This window comes from Halomonas elongata DSM 2581, assembly GCF_000196875.2.
GTDB lineage: Bacteria > Pseudomonadota > Gammaproteobacteria > Pseudomonadales > Halomonadaceae > Halomonas > Halomonas elongata.
Window position 1 is genome coordinate 2,234,170 of sequence record NC_014532.2, and the last position, 13,640, is coordinate 2,247,809.

Sequence of the window (13,640 nt, forward strand, 5' to 3'; positions counted from 1 at the left end):
CCCTCATCCCTTCAATTCCGTCACATCGTCGTGATTCATGTCCCGAGCGCCGCCGACAGCCGCACCGGCAGTGCCGGTTCCCAGCGTTCCAGCTCGAGGCTCGCCACGACATCATGCAATGCCTGATAGTGCTGCCGGGCCAGGGCAACGAGCCCGGCCTCGTGCAACAGGTCGGCGCTGGCCAGGCGCCAGTAGACTTCCTCGCGGGGCGACCCCGAGGCCGCCAGGCCTTCGTCGAGTACCCCCAGCGCCGGCGCCAGCCCCTCCTCGGCAAGCCGTTCGCGGGCCGTCTCGAGGCCGGCCTGCCAAGGGTCGCCGTCACCCATCGGGGCCACGGGCGAGCCGGGACCGGAGGTCTCCGCCAGCCAGGTCTGCGTTTCCGCATCGAGGAAGGCGGTGCCGTCACTGAAGGTCAGCGCCTCGATACCCGGTAGACGATCAACGAAACGGGCCGTCTCTTCGCGAATCGCCTCGGCGCAACGGGGATGCTCGAGTCGCCGGGCCACCTCGGCACTCAGCCGGTGCCCCTCCAGCCAATAGGGACTCAACGCCAGGCTGTTCTCGATGCGCTGCCAGTCCTCGAGCGTCGGTCGGCCTGTCGCGACCTCGCGATACTCCGTGACCCGATCGGCAGATACCGGCGCCAGCTCGGTACGCTGGCCATCGCGCGTCATCGGCAACCCCTGGATGGCGTGCCAGACTGCATGCCGGCGCAGTCGATAGCCGAGCGCCTCGCCCGGCGACTGCTCATTGAGGAAGTCGGCCATCTTGAGCAATGCCTGGCGGTTGCCGCGCTCATTGCCGGCCTCGAGCCGTGCCTCCGGCGCGCGGGGTGCTTCGGTGTCGGCCTCCCGGGGAGGCGTTGCCGCACCGGCCGTATCGGTGCCGGACGCGCTCGTCCCCGAAGATGTCGCTGTCGTTGGCTCCGACGCCGAGGGCGTGGCCTGCTCCAGCAGACGGGTCAGATCGGCCAGCGGCTCATCCGGCAGCTCATGGTCGGCGGCCCGGTCGCGCAGTCGCGCCAGTCCCTCACGGCAGGCCGCATGTTCCTCGGCAGCCCCCAGGAAGTTCAGAGAACCGGCCAGCTTCAGTGCGCGCTGGGCGAACTGCTGAAACAGCTTCGGCCGAGCCCGCTTGCCACGCGGCCCGGCGAAGGGGTAAGCCTCGACCCACCAGCCATCCAGGGCACCGACCAGCAGTTCCAGTGACAGCGCGAAGCGCACCGGATCGGCGTCGTGCTGCAGGCAATGCAGCAGGTGGCCGAGTACCTTGAGATCCTTGCCGTGTTCGGCAAGCAGCCGCGCGGCCCGCGTCTCGGCACCGGCCCAGTCGACCTCGCCATGCTGCAGCGAGCCGACTTTCATCATCTCCTCGTCGAGCCAGTCATAGTCCTCGTGCGAGGTCACCGGCTCGCCGACTCCCTCGGCGAGAGGCGCGAGCAATGGCTCGAGCTGGTTGGATTGGGTGATGCGCATGATCCTCCTCGCTACCAGCGGCACTGGGTGCGCAGCGGCTCGATCGCCGTGCGCCAGCCTTCGAGATCGAAACGTAGCCCGTCGAGGGCGGCCTGTTCGCTGCCCAGTTGCAGCCGCTCGCTGCCGAGCAAACGCTTCAGGGTGCCGATGGCCGGCAGCCCTCGCCCGCCGCTGACCACATGGCCCTCGTCCAGCACCCGCCAGGTCTGTTCGAGGTCAACGCCATCGCCGTGCAGCGTAAGCGACACTCGCGAGGCCTCGAGGGGCTCGTTCAGGTGCAGCTGGAAGCGGGTGATGGCGTCGTCACAGCTGATCACCAGCAGCGGGCGAGGCGGTACCGTGCCCAGCGCCGGCGCACTCATCAGCACCGTGTCGGGGGTCTCGCGTACCAGCACGCCGACATCCCCGTCGCCCCGCTCAGCCTCCTGGTCGGCAACGGCTTGCCACAGCGGCGAGCGCGCTCCTTCCGATGCCTCCGCCGCGGGACGCTCACGGAACAGCGCGTCGTAGCATTCGAGCCGCCCCAGCCGGGAAGGCTGCTCGGCGCAGGCTTCGGCCGCCGACAACCGGGGATCCTGGTCCTCGGCCAGAGCCGGAGACAGTCCGGCGACCAACACCAGGGCCAAGCCGGCCAGCGGGCGCAAGCCGGGAAGAAGATCGATCGCGTTCATGGGCTATCCAATTGGAGCTGTCGACACTTGTGGGCCAGAGTGCGCTTGGGCAGGCCCAGACTCTCGGCAGCCAGGGTGCGGTTACCGTCGAAACGGGCCAGCCGCTGGCGGATCAACGTCGCCTCGTAGTCGCGCAGCGCTCGGCGCAGATCGAAGACCTCTCCACCACCAGGCTCGCCTCCAGTACCGGGATCGAGGCTGGCCTCTCCGCCCTGGGGCGACTCGCCCGCCGCGTCCTCGGCACCCGGCAAGGCACTGGCAACGGGCAGTGCCTCGGGGGCGAGGCTTTCGCCATCACGGGTCATGGCGCAGGCATAGTCGATGAGGTTTCTGAGCTCACGCACATTGCCGGGGAAGTCGCGGTCGTCGAGCGCACGCAGCACGGCACGACCGAGGCCGATGTCCTCGCGACCCTCGCGCCGACAGAAATCGTCGATGAAGGCCTGGGCCAGCACGGGGATATCCTCGCGTCGCTCACGCAGCGCGGGCAGCGTGAGCGGGAACTGGCCGAGCCGGTAGTAGAGGTCGGCACGGAAGCTGCCTTCGCGAATGCGACGATGCAGCGGTTGATGGGTCGCTGCCACCAGGCGCAGGTCGACCCGTCGCTCGCGGTCACCGCCCAGCGGTCGATAACGTCCCGTCTCCAGCACACGCAACAGCTTGGCCTGTAGTGCCAGCGGCATGTCGCCGATCTCGTCGAGGAACAGGGTGCCGCCATCGGCCTCGCCGAACAGCCCCTCGCGGTCACGCTCGGCGCCGGAGAAAGCTCCCCGTACATGGCCGAACAGCTCGGCCTCGAGCAGACTCTCGGGGATCGCCGCGCAGTTGACCGCCAGGAAAGGGCCTTCGTGGCGCGCCGAGACCTCGTGGATACCACGCGCCACCAGTTCCTTGCCGGTACCGGTTTCGCCTTGCAGCAACACCGCCAGGTTGGTCTCGGCGGCACGCACCAACTGATCGCGCAACGTGCGGATGGCCGGCGACTCACCGAGAATGCGTCGCCCGAGACGTTCGCTGAGGGTGCGCCGGCGTGCGCCGTCATTGAGTTCGGCCAGCGAGTCACGCAGCCTGGCCTGGTCACGGCGTTCGTCATGCTGGCGGACCAGCCAGGCCCAGAGACGACACAGCAGCGCTTCGAAGGCCAGATAGTCGTCGCACTCGATCAGCGCCTCGACGCGCTCGGCGGGCCCTGCGACGGCCAGCACGCCGAGCCATTCGCGCTTGCCGTCGCAGGCGCGCAGTGGGCGAACCACCAGCCGCCAGGCCGCGGGCAGCCCGGCCGTCGCTGCCTGAAAGGCCTCGTGGTCCAGCCGCGTACGGGCCTCGCCGAGCCCCAGGGCAAGCGGCCGGCCATTGCGGATGGCATGAGCATAGGGATGGCGGAAGTCGTCGCAGGCCAGGCTCGGCGCCTCGCCCTCCTCTTCCAGCCAACGACCGCTAGCGTCCAGGGCGAGACAACGTACCCAGGGCAGCGCCAGGCGCTCGCGCAACAGCGAAACGCTGCGCCGCCGCAGCTCGGCAGGCGAGCCGCCCTCGACCAGCCGCAGCGCCTCGGCCATGCCAGCCAGCGCCGGGACCGGTGCGAGCGTCTTCGTCTCGTCGCGCACGCCGTCGCCTCTCACGTCACCCGACCTCCGCGGTGAAGCCGTGCTCATCCACGCCGAGCGCAACCCGGGCCACCGGCTCCTGGCGTGCCATGCACTCGAGCAGCGCCCGCGACACCGGCGGCAACAGCTCACCGTCGATTATCGATTCGAGCATCCGGGCCCCATTCTCGCTGCGCGTGGCCCGGGCACAGATGGCCTCGGCCAGCGTCGGCTCCAGCACCACCTCGGCCTGGCGATGGCGGTCGCGAATGCGCCCGGCCAGGGTCTCGAGCTTGGCGGAGACGATATCGTGGAGAATGTCCCGCGACAGCGGCAGGTAGGGCACTACCTCCATGCGCGCCAGCAGCGCCGGCTTGAAGAAGTCGGCCAGCACTGGATAGAGCGCCGCATCCATGGCCTCGTGGTCGTCGGCATGGCGCACCACGGCCTCGTAACCGAGATTCGAGGTCATGAAGAACAACACGTTGCGGCAATCGATGACGCGCCCTTCCCCATCGGCCAGTTCGCCCTTGTCGAAGGCCTGGTAGAAGAGGTTGAGCACGTCCGGATGGGCCTTCTCGACTTCATCGAGCAGCACCACCGAATAGGGCCGCTGGCGAATCGCCTCGGTCAGCAAACCACCCTCGCCGAAGCCCACGTAACCGGGCGGTGAGCCGATCAACCGCGAGACGGTGTGCTTCTCCTGATACTCCGACATGTTGATGGTGGTCAGGAACTGGCGGCCACCGTAGAGACTCTCGGCGATCTGCACCACGGTCTCGGTCTTGCCTACCCCACTGGGTCCGACCAGCAGGAAGGCCCCCAGCGGACGGCCGGGGCGACGCAGGTCGGCGCGGGCGGTGAGCAGATGGCGGTGCAGGCGCTCGATGGCCGTGTCCTGGCCCTTGATCAGCCGTCCCAGTTCATCCGGCAGCTCGGTGAGTCGCGCCAGCTCATCGCGAGTCATGCGCTCCACCGGCACGCCGGTCCAGTCGCCGATCACCTGGGCGACCTGGGCCTCCTCGACACTGGCATTGACCAGGGAAAACTCGCGTTGCAGCTCGGCAAGGCGCGCTTCGTGCCCGGCCAGCTCCGCTGTCCGCCGTTCGCGTGTCTCGGCGGCGTCGCTCTCATCGTCGTCGCCTTCGTCATCGAGCAGTTCGCGATGCAGCGTCAGGATGGCATCGACGCAATCGCGCTGCTCGCGCCAGGCAGCCTCCAGGGTCTCGCGTTCCTCGTCCAGCCGGGCCAGACGTTCGGCCAGGGCATCGCGCCGGGTGGCATCGGGGGTGCGGCCCAGCAGCGCCTCGCGTTCGAGCTGGTCGTGCTCGCGCTGGGCGGCCAACTGCTCGCTCATCAGATGGCTGAGTCGGCGTGGCGGCGTATCCAGCGCCTGGGCCAGCCGGGTACCGGCGGTGTCGAGAACGTCGATGGCCTTGTCCGGCAACTGGCGTCCAGCCAGGTAGCGCGCCGAGAGTTCGGCGGCGGCACGCAGACCGCTGTCGCCGATCAACACACCATGGGTCGACTCGTAGACGTCCCGCAGGCCACGCAGGATCACCAGCGCCTGTTCGACGTCCGGCTCACCCAGGGCAACCGGCTGGAAACGCCGCGACAGCGCCGGATCCTTCTCGATGTGCTTCTTGTATTCGCGCCAGGTCGTGGCGGCGATGGTGCGCAACTCACCACGCGCCAATGCCGGCTTGAGCAGGTTGGCAGCATCGGCACCACCTTCCGGATTGCCGGCGCCGATCAGCGTGTGGGCCTCGTCGATGAACAGCAGCGTCGGGACAGCGGCCTCCTTGACCTCTTCGATCACCGCCTTGAGGCGCTTCTCGAACTCGCCCTTGACCGAGGCCCCGGCCTGCAGGGCGCCGAGGTCCAGCGACACCAGCTCGACGCCGGCCAGCGCCGAAGGCACGCGACCCTCGACGATGCGTGATGCCAGCCCCTCGACCACGGCGCTCTTGCCGACCCCGGCGTCGCCCACCACGATGGGATTGTTCTTGCGGCGCCGGCCCAGGATATCGAGCATCTGGTCGATCTCGGGGTCGCGGCACAGTACCGGGTCGAGCTCGCCGCGACGCGCCTGCTCGGTCAGCGAGGTGGCAAAGCGTGCCAGGGCGCTGTCATCGCCGGCCGCTCCACCGGCGCGAGCCGGCTGCACGTCCTCGGCCACGGCGGCCTCGGCGGAGTCGCGGGTCAGCCGGACGAAGTCGCGACGCAACCGCTCGCGATTGATCCCGGAAAGCAGCCGCTCGCCCTGTGGCCCCAGGTAACGGCCGGCATGATGCAGCAGAGCGGTGAAGATCACCCCGGTGCGCAGTTCGCGATGCTCGAGTTCGGTACTCGCCAGCAGCCAGGCGTCCTGCAGCAGCTCGACCAGCAACGGCGAGAAACTCGGCGTGGCCACTTCCAGGTCGCGGGGCGGTCGGGCGTCTTCGGTGAGTGCACGGCGCAGCGCCTCCGGCTCGATCGCCTCGGCATCGAGGAGCACCCGCAGGTCACACAACGGCTGGTCAAGGTAGGCCAGCAGCAGATGGGAAACGCCTACCTCGGGCGCCTGCTGTTCGGCGCACAGTGCCGCAGCCCCTTCCAGTCCCTGGCGGGCGATGGCGTTGAGTCGGCCGATCAGTGCCGGAAGCTCTACCCTGAGCATAGTCTCTCCCTCGGTGTTGCCGTAGATTACGAGTTGATGATGCGTTCCAGCACCAGGCCGACCTGATCGGCCTGGTGCTCCAGCGACAAGGAAAAGCCGGCGTAGGCCACCACCATGGTCAGCGCAAAGAGCGCGAAGATACCCCACAGGGGCAGGCCGTCGCCCTGGCGACGCGCATCGGCGAGCACATTGTCCAGCGGGCGGGTCAGGCCCTCTTCGCCGGGCTCGTCGAGGGCCACCAGTTGGTCGCCCAGTTCGCGCAGCACCTGCTCGTATTCCTCGCGGCCATGGGGCATGACCTTGTAGCGGCCCTCGAAGCCCAGGCACAGGCACAGATAGATGAAGGCCAGCAGGTCACGGTAGCGACGTGGCTCCTGGCGCAGCCGGCCGAGGATCGAGAAGACTTTCTCGCCACCCCAGGTCTCGTTGTGGAAACGCGTCAGCAACGAGTGACCGGCCCACTGGCTCTGCTGGCCCCAGTCGGTGCTCATCACCGCCTCGTCGATGAAGGAACACAGCACATAGCGGTAAGCCAGCAGGGTCGGCCGGTCATAGCCCTGCTCGGTGAGCTCGACCTCGATGGCGGCGATCTCGTCGACCACCTGGCGGTATAGGCGCTCGATGTCGTCGAGCCGGTCGAGCTGGCGGACCCGCACCACCATGCCCAGCAGCGAACCGGCAGCGTCCACCAGCGGATTGAGGTTATGGCCACGCAAGCGGAACCAGTAATCCTCATCGGCATCGAGATGGTCGGCGTCGCTGTGGATCAGCCGTTCCAGACCCTGGATATCGATGCTGTCCTCATGGCGACGGGCGTCGTCGTGGGTGGCGAGTTCGTTCATGGCTTAGCTCCTGATCGCCCAGAACTGCATTTCCAGTCCCGGGAAGTCACCGGCAACGTGGAAGGCGAAGCCGCTGGCGCCGCGCAGCATGCTCCAGGCCTCGCTCTGGCGGTCGAGACGGAAGTAGGTGTAACCGGCATGGAACGGCAACTGGCGCGGCGCCACCGGCAGAGGCTCGAGCGGGATGCCCGGCAACTGCAGGCTGATGAGGTCGCGAATACGCTCGACGCTGGCCACCTTGGTCTGCTGCACGAACAGCTTGCGCAAGCGTTCCGGCGGCAGGTCCGCACGCACTGCCAGGATGAAGTCGGCATCGTCGAGCAGGCTGTGATCGGCCAGGGTGGCAACCTTGAGCCCGAAGCGGCGCGACTGCAGCTGGATGGCCATGGCGCGCGGCTCGAGCACGGTGGACAGCGACTGGCGCAGGCTCTGCATCAGCGGCCGGAAAGCGGCCTCCGGCCGGTCATGGTCATAGGCCGGAAATTCCGGAGGCAGCCGTGACTCGGCGGTGAAGGTGGTCAGTTCGCAACAAACCTCGAGCATGTCGGCGTAGAGCCGCTCGGGATGCAGGTGACCGAGTCGTGCCAGGTGCTGAAAACGCGGCTGGGCACGGTTGAGCGACTGCAGCAGCATGAAGTCGGCGACGTCGGCGACTCCGGATTGATTGGGAGTGGCCAACCGCTGGGCCAGATTGCGGGCCCGTTCGCGCATCAAGCCGGCCATTTCGCCGACGAAACGCTGCAACACCGGCGCCGCCTGGACATTGAGCAGGGTCGGCAGGAACGCCTCGTCGAGCACCAGGCTGCCATCCGGACGTCGCTCGAGGATCCGTGCCACCGCCAGACAGGCGTAGGCGCTGCGGTCTTCCTGCTCGAGCAGCAGCCGCGGGGCGACACGCGCCAGGTCGAGATCGGCCAGGTCGCCGGCCCGAGAGTGCAGGTCGCGCACGCCACGCGTTTCGGCACGGTAGCGAGACGGCAGCGACGAGGTCTCCCAGCTCACTTCGGCCACACCATCGGTTGCCAGCGGCACGCCCAGGTAGACCACCTGATTGGCCACCGAGGCATCGGCGATCTCCAGCGCCGGGGGCTCCAGGTCGTCGTCGGGCAGACGGAAGGGAGTGCCATCGGGGAGCACGCCACTGGCCTGGCTGAGAGCGATGCGCCCGAAGCTCAGATACTCGGTATTGAGCGTCAGGGTCAGGAAACCGTGCAGGTGGCCACCGACGCCGCGCAGACGGGTGTCGATCAGCCCTTCCAGACTGCGCTGCTGCTGCTGGAAGTGCTGGGGCTTGATGAACAGCCCTTCACTCCAGACCACGGGATTGCGACTGGCCATCAGGTTTCCTTCCTCAGCGCGGCCTCGCGCTTCAGCAGATGTACCAGCAGGTGGTAGTCGCGTCCGCGATCATCGATATCCACCACCTTCTTCCACTGCGCCTGGTTGGGGTTGGAGTAGAAGGCGATGATGCCGATGTAGCGGGTGTCCTCTTCTACCTCGAACGGTTCGTAGAACTTGAACTGGCCGGGCAGCAGAGTGAAGTCGTCATGGGTCAGGTAGTTGGTGCCGAGCGCCTCTTCGAGGTCCTCCTGCAACTGGCGATGATCGGCCGACATCAGCATCGAGTCGTCCTTGAGCTGCAGGATCTGGAAGCGCAGAGGCGTACCCTCGCCTTGGGCGTTGGGGTTCATGCTGGGCGCGGCCAGCATGCTCAGATCGACCCGTGACGGACGATCCTCCGGATATCCCACCGGGATCGAAGGGTCCTTCAGTACCTGGAAAGTCTTGCCGGTGGCCTCGAAAGTGGAGGCACATCCAGCCAGCGCCAGGAGCATGCTGCCGAGTGCCAGGCACCGCATCAGCGACGCGGCCCCGGCCCGCCGGGGGATCATGCGTCCTCCCGCTGCTGGCGACGCACCGACTGGTCGTAGGCCTGTTCGAAGACTTCCCAGAACAGCTTCTCGAAGCCCTGCTGCCGACCCGAGTTGAGCTCCTGGTAGTAGTGGCGATACATCTCCCAGGCCCAGCCGCCTTCGTCATCACCCTGGCGACCTGCACCGCGATAGGCATGAAAGCGCTTGAGCAAGGCATCCGGCGAGAAGGCATCGAGAATCGACTTGAGCGCCGTCCCGATGGCTTCCTCCACCGCGGCCTGGTGCTGTTGCTGGTGTTCGAGGCATTCGGTCACCGCCGCCGGCGCCGAGAGATGCACCGGGCTGCGCTGGGCCGCAAACAGTGTCGTCAGTGTCTGCTCATAGGGTTGCCCCAGGCGCAGCGGGTTGTCCTCGATGGGCTGCAGGCGACGGTCGCGCAGCGGATAACGGCTACCGTCGTGGGCCTGGTGCAGTGCCAGCAGGCCTTCCACGGTGGCCTTGAGGGTGCGCCCCGCCTCTTCGAGAAAGGCGTGCTGCTCGGCACTGTCACGGAAGCGCAACTCGCCGCCCAGGGTCTGCAGCAACGGTGAGGCGCCGACGTGGCCGACCTCTCCTGTTGGCTCGTCTTGCCAGCGCTCTTCGAGTTGCTCGCCGACCGAGCGTTCCAGATCGTTCAGCAGGTGTTCATTCATGTCGGGGTCCTCGTAACCTCGTTGCCTTGGTGCGGCCGGCGCACCAGCGGTAGCGCCCTGCCCGTCCAGGGCATCGAGCAGTTCGTGATGATCGTCCTCGCCGGCGATGGTCTCGTCGGCCAGCGCGGCCATGGGATCCTGATGACGTTGCGCCGATGAAACCTCGCCCAGTGCCTCCAGCGGGTCATGCTGGGGCCGCGTCACGACGGCGGTGGCCGACACCGGCTCGGCGCCCTCCAGCGTCTCGTGTTCCTCGTCGACCAGGGTTGCCAGTGGCTGCACACCGGCGACAGCGGCCTGACGGTCGCCCATGTGCACCCGCAGCCAGTATTCCCCTACCTGCAACTCATCACCGTCGCGCAGCGCCACACGGCGCTCGCGACCGATCGGCAGAGTCGCGCGGTTGACGAAGGTCTGGCCACAGCGGTCGATCAGGCAGAAACGACCGTCCAGGCGCTGGATCTCGGCATGGCCGGGGCGTACCCGGTTGGCGTGATCCTGCAGCAGCCAGTCGTCGGACGATCCGCTGCCCAGGGTTCCGCCCTCGGCCGGAAAGACGTGGCTGCTGGTCGAGCGGCCCTCGAGCCGTTCACTGTTGGTGACCACCAGAGTGATGGCCTGCTGCTGGGGAAACGTCTCGTTCATGGGTTCACCGTGTCATCTGAATGCGCACCCGGCGTCGCTGGGCCGCCGTGCCTGCCTCGGGCTTGACGAAGGTCGTCCAGCCCAGTTGGCAACTGCCTCCTTCGCCCAGGCGCATGGGCTTCACGTCGCGCTCCAGGAGCTCGAGTTCCAGGTCATAGGCCAGAGGCTCACGCAGCACGAATTCCATCAGGGTAAGCAGCGCCTGATGGTCGCGACCGTCGGGCAGGAAATCGCGGAAACGGGTCAAGTCCAGGCCGCGCATACGAAGTGCGAACTTGCCGCTGATATCGTCGACCCAGCCGCCGGCGACCATATCCTGGCCCAATGTGGAACCGCTCAGGCCGCTACGAGTGCGCTGGTCCGATGGAATCTCGACCCGCCGGTGCACCCAGGGCTCGATCTCGACGCCGTCGAGATCGAAGCAGTGGCCGACGATGCCCGCTACCACATCCGGCGAGCGCGAACGGCCAGCCAGCAGACCGGCATAGGCCAGCATCTTGCTCCAGTTGATCGGCGTCTCGCCGCGCAACCGCTCATCGGCCAACCCGACCAGGGAGAAGATTGCCGCCGAGAAACCGTCCTCGGCCCCGTCCTGGTAACGCACATGGTGGCGATACTTGCGCCAGCCGCGATGCAGAAGCGATAGCACCCGGTGGTTGAAGAGATTCAGGAAGTCCCCGGCCGCGCCTTCGCGATGCGCCTCGGCATGGGCCATGGCCTCCAGGTAGTAACCCGGCAATGGCGACTGGGCCCCCTGGAGCCCCAGGAAACTGACGCGCATGGTGTAACGCTCGGCATCCTGGGGCTCCAGGGCGATAATGTCGCTGCCCGGAAAGCCCAACGAGGCCGACGCCTCGAAACGCACTCGCTCGGCGGCAGGATCGGCCTCCCGATCTCCTTCCAGATCGTCGCCGTAGTGCCGGTGAAGCAATTCCACCAGTTGATAGAAGTCGTAGCGCCGGGCCCCGTCGACCAGGGGGGCGAGCGCTACATCAGGGGCTGCTGGCCTGACTGCAAGGTCCATGCGTAGCGCTCGCGGTTGTGAAGGTTGGTGACGTGCAACTCGTGGAAGGAGTTGATGCTGGCGTACAGCGAGAAGAACCGGGACAGCACGCTGGCGAACAGGAAGAGACTCCCCTCGTCGCCGAAGGCTTCCTGATCCAGGGTCATCTCGGAGCGCAGCCCGCGTACTGGCAGGCCACGGTAAAGCCGGTCCACCGGCTCGGTCTTGATATCGATGATGCCGGCCAGGCGCTTCTGGGCGATGCGCTCGGCCTGGCGGTCGACCAGCGCCCGGAAGTCGTAGACCCGCAGCACCGACCGCAGGGCGTCGCGGTCGAGCAATGACAGGTAATTCAGCGACAGATTGGAAATCAGCGTCCACAGCAGACTGCCGTCCAGGGTCGGTCGCATGGTCGGGGTCGGCCGGATGATATTGCGAAACTCGGCAAAGGCCGGACTATCCTCGGTGGGCACGCAGATATCGCCGACCGTCAGCCGCTCGGGCAGTTCGCGATTGCTGCAGGTCAGGCGCAGCGAGATGGTCTCGCGCAGCCCCAGACAAGCCTGCTCGTCGCCACGCACGAAGGCGATGTCGTGGTCGAAACCGTCGCCACGCAGGCTGTCGCGCACACGCACCCGGTAGTAGCGCGCTTCACGCCCCCGATCGCGCTCGATCTGGTGCTCGAAACTCTCGAAAGGCACGTATCGGCGAGGCTCTCCGCGGATGCGCCCACTCTCGCTCTCCAGCCATCCCTCCACATCATCGACGCTGAACACCTCGTAATGCGACGGGAAGCGGCTGCTGGGACGGATACGATATTCGCTGCGCTCGCCACTGAGGTCCACCGGGTCGGCGTCATGGGCGAAGAGGTTGATCGCCGGCGTGCAGTACAGCGCCAGGCTGTCGTCCCCTACCCGGGCATCCGCCGGCAGGGTACGCGAGAAGGTGAAGCGCAACGTCATCCGCTCGGCCAGACGCGCCGGCAGGTAATCGCCCAGGCGCTGCAGGTCGAAGAACTGGAAGGCCTCGGGGAAGCACAGGTATTCCTGCAGGATGCGATAGCCCTGGTAGACGTTGCGCGGATACGGCAGCAGCGCATCCTCGGCAGCGAAGCCCACCGGCGCCAACAGGTGCGTGGGCAGCGGCAGGCGCAGGCCGTCGACTTCCAGTTCGATACCGGCCAGGTAGTGGCTCATCCACAGATAAAGGGTACGGGCCGTGTAGCCATTGCCGCCCAGGTGCAGGCGCAGGTCGCCCACGCCCAGGGCATCGAGGGGCTGATCGCTGTGCACCGCCAGATCCAGCTCGACCACCGAGGCCTCACGGGAATGGTGCGCCGTGACCCCATCGTGGGCCAGTGGGTAGAGCGTCAGCTCGTGGCAGGTACGAAAACTGCAAGCCGTACCCTCGACCTCGCGGCTGGCCAGGCTGGTACCACGAGGTACGGTCTGGGCGCCGCTCAGCCCGTGCCAGTGCGGGGTGAATTGCATCACCGTCATGCTCGGCACCGGCCGCAGGTAGTTGGGCCACAACATGCCGATCAACGAGTGAGTCAGCTCGGGGAACTCGTCATCGACCTTCTCCCGCAACCGGCCCGACAGGAAGGCGAAGCCCTCGAGCAGGCGCTCGACATCGGGATCGGTGCTCTGCTCGGACAGAAAACGGCTGAGTCCGGGATTGCCCTCGGCAAACTCCCGCCCCTGACGCTTCAGAAAGTCCAGTTCGTCCCGGTAGTAGCGGTTCAGCATGTCGGTCTCAGTTCAGGCACTGGTAGCGCTTGTCGTTGAGCAGCAGGTCGATGGTGGTCTGGGTCGAATCATGCCCCAGGTCCAGAGTGGCCTGGACCTGGAAGCGCAACTGCAACGGGGTACCCTCGTTGGGCAGTGTCTCGACCTGAACGCGACTCACCCGCGGCTCGAAGCGCTCGATGCACTCGCGTATGGCACGCTCGACCTTGAGTTCGAGGTCAAGCACACCGAGCGTGGCGTCATTGAAGTCGAGCAGACCCAGCTCCGGGGCACATTCGCTGTGCCCCGGATGGCTGTTGAGCAGGTCGACCAGGTGTCGCTTGATGGAGGCCAGGGTGGCCTCGACTGCTTCGTCGCCCTCCGGTGCCGGACGCGCCGGCGACGACAGGCGCTCGAACAACCGAGCACCGAGCAGTCCGCTTCGATCCCTGAAAGCGGTCATGGA

The 13,640-nt window shown here is 67.0% G+C and carries 11 protein-coding genes; all 11 read right to left on the bottom strand.

The genetic code is table 11. From position 1 onward, the window contains the following. Positions 1–35: 35 nt before the first annotated feature. The 11 genes from tssA to tssE are packed head-to-tail and all read right to left on the bottom strand — an operon-like array spanning position 36 to position 13,637. Positions 36–1,475, bottom strand: a complete 1,440-nt coding sequence (gene tssA, locus HELO_RS10545) for a type VI secretion system protein TssA (RefSeq protein WP_013332667.1) — start codon at positions 1,473–1,475, stop codon at positions 36–38. Between the two features lie 11 nt (positions 1,476–1,486). Beyond that, positions 1,487–2,146: a type VI secretion system-associated protein VasI gene (gene vasI, locus HELO_RS10550; RefSeq protein WP_013332668.1), complete on the bottom strand. Its 660-nt coding sequence runs from the start codon at positions 2,144–2,146 to the stop codon at positions 1,487–1,489. Continuing rightward, positions 2,143–3,753 carry a sigma-54 interaction domain-containing protein gene (locus HELO_RS10555; RefSeq protein ID WP_232519592.1) on the bottom strand — a complete coding sequence of 537 codons (1,611 nt, stop codon included), beginning with the start codon at positions 3,751–3,753 and terminating at the stop codon, positions 2,143–2,145. Before HELO_RS10555 ends, vasI begins: the two co-directional genes overlap by 4 nt. Before the next feature lie 16 nt (positions 3,754–3,769). Further along, positions 3,770–6,391: a type VI secretion system ATPase TssH gene (gene tssH / locus HELO_RS10560; protein ID WP_013332670.1), complete on the bottom strand. Its 2,622-nt coding sequence runs from the start codon at positions 6,389–6,391 to the stop codon at positions 3,770–3,772. 26 nt (positions 6,392–6,417) lie between these two features. Next, entirely contained in the window at positions 6,418–7,233 is an 816-nt protein-coding gene (gene icmH, locus HELO_RS10565) for a type IVB secretion system protein IcmH/DotU (RefSeq protein ID WP_013332671.1), read from the bottom strand. Positions 7,234–7,236: 3 nt separating this feature from the next. Continuing rightward, positions 7,237–8,571: a type VI secretion system baseplate subunit TssK gene (tssK, locus tag HELO_RS10570; protein WP_013332672.1), complete on the bottom strand. Its 1,335-nt coding sequence runs from the start codon at positions 8,569–8,571 to the stop codon at positions 7,237–7,239. Further along, the gene (gene tssJ, locus HELO_RS10575) at positions 8,571–9,125 is read right to left on the bottom strand and encodes a type VI secretion system lipoprotein TssJ (RefSeq protein ID WP_013332673.1); all 555 of its coding nucleotides are present in this window, start codon (positions 9,123–9,125) and stop codon (positions 8,571–8,573) included. Before tssJ ends, tssK begins: the two co-directional genes overlap by 1 nt. After that, on the bottom strand, positions 9,122–10,444 hold the full coding sequence (gene tagH, locus HELO_RS10580) for a type VI secretion system-associated FHA domain protein TagH (RefSeq protein ID WP_013332674.1): 1,323 nt from the start codon (positions 10,442–10,444) through the stop codon (positions 9,122–9,124). The genes tssJ and tagH overlap by 4 nt, the downstream gene beginning before the upstream one ends. A gap of 4 nt (positions 10,445–10,448) precedes the next feature. Continuing rightward, on the bottom strand, positions 10,449–11,468 hold the full coding sequence (tssG, locus tag HELO_RS10585) for a type VI secretion system baseplate subunit TssG (protein WP_013332675.1): 1,020 nt from the start codon (positions 11,466–11,468) through the stop codon (positions 10,449–10,451). Further along, complete coding sequence (gene tssF, locus HELO_RS10590; protein WP_013332676.1) at positions 11,432–13,195, bottom strand: type VI secretion system baseplate subunit TssF; 1,764 nt, start codon at positions 13,193–13,195, stop codon at positions 11,432–11,434. The genes tssG and tssF overlap by 37 nt, the downstream gene beginning before the upstream one ends. Before the next feature lie 7 nt (positions 13,196–13,202). After that, positions 13,203–13,637, bottom strand: a complete 435-nt coding sequence (gene tssE, locus HELO_RS10595; protein ID WP_013332677.1) for a type VI secretion system baseplate subunit TssE — start codon at positions 13,635–13,637, stop codon at positions 13,203–13,205. Between the last annotated feature and the right edge of the window lie 3 nt (positions 13,638–13,640).

What these genes read in the sequence shown, in the direction of transcription:
- tssF (WP_013332676.1), bottom strand. Translation starts at nt 13,195, where the DNA reads ATGCTGAACCGCTACTACCGGGACGAACTGGACTTTCTGAAGCGTCAG.
- tssH (WP_013332670.1), bottom strand. Translation starts at nt 6,391, where the DNA reads ATGCTCAGGGTAGAGCTTCCGGCACTGATCGGCCGACTCAACGCCATC.
- tssK (WP_013332672.1), bottom strand. Translation starts at nt 8,571, where the DNA reads ATGGCCAGTCGCAATCCCGTGGTCTGGAGTGAAGGGCTGTTCATCAAG.
- tssG (WP_013332675.1), bottom strand. Translation starts at nt 11,468, where the DNA reads ATGGACCTTGCAGTCAGGCCAGCAGCCCCTGATGTAGCGCTCGCCCCC.
- tagH (WP_013332674.1), bottom strand. Translation starts at nt 10,444, where the DNA reads ATGAACGAGACGTTTCCCCAGCAGCAGGCCATCACTCTGGTGGTCACC.
- tssA (WP_013332667.1), bottom strand. Translation starts at nt 1,475, where the DNA reads ATGCGCATCACCCAATCCAACCAGCTCGAGCCATTGCTCGCGCCTCTC.
- tssJ (WP_013332673.1), bottom strand. Translation starts at nt 9,125, where the DNA reads ATGATCCCCCGGCGGGCCGGGGCCGCGTCGCTGATGCGGTGCCTGGCA.
- vasI (WP_013332668.1), bottom strand. Translation starts at nt 2,146, where the DNA reads ATGAACGCGATCGATCTTCTTCCCGGCTTGCGCCCGCTGGCCGGCTTG.
- tssE (WP_013332677.1), bottom strand. Translation starts at nt 13,637, where the DNA reads ATGACCGCTTTCAGGGATCGAAGCGGACTGCTCGGTGCTCGGTTGTTC.
- icmH (WP_013332671.1), bottom strand. Translation starts at nt 7,233, where the DNA reads ATGAACGAACTCGCCACCCACGACGACGCCCGTCGCCATGAGGACAGC.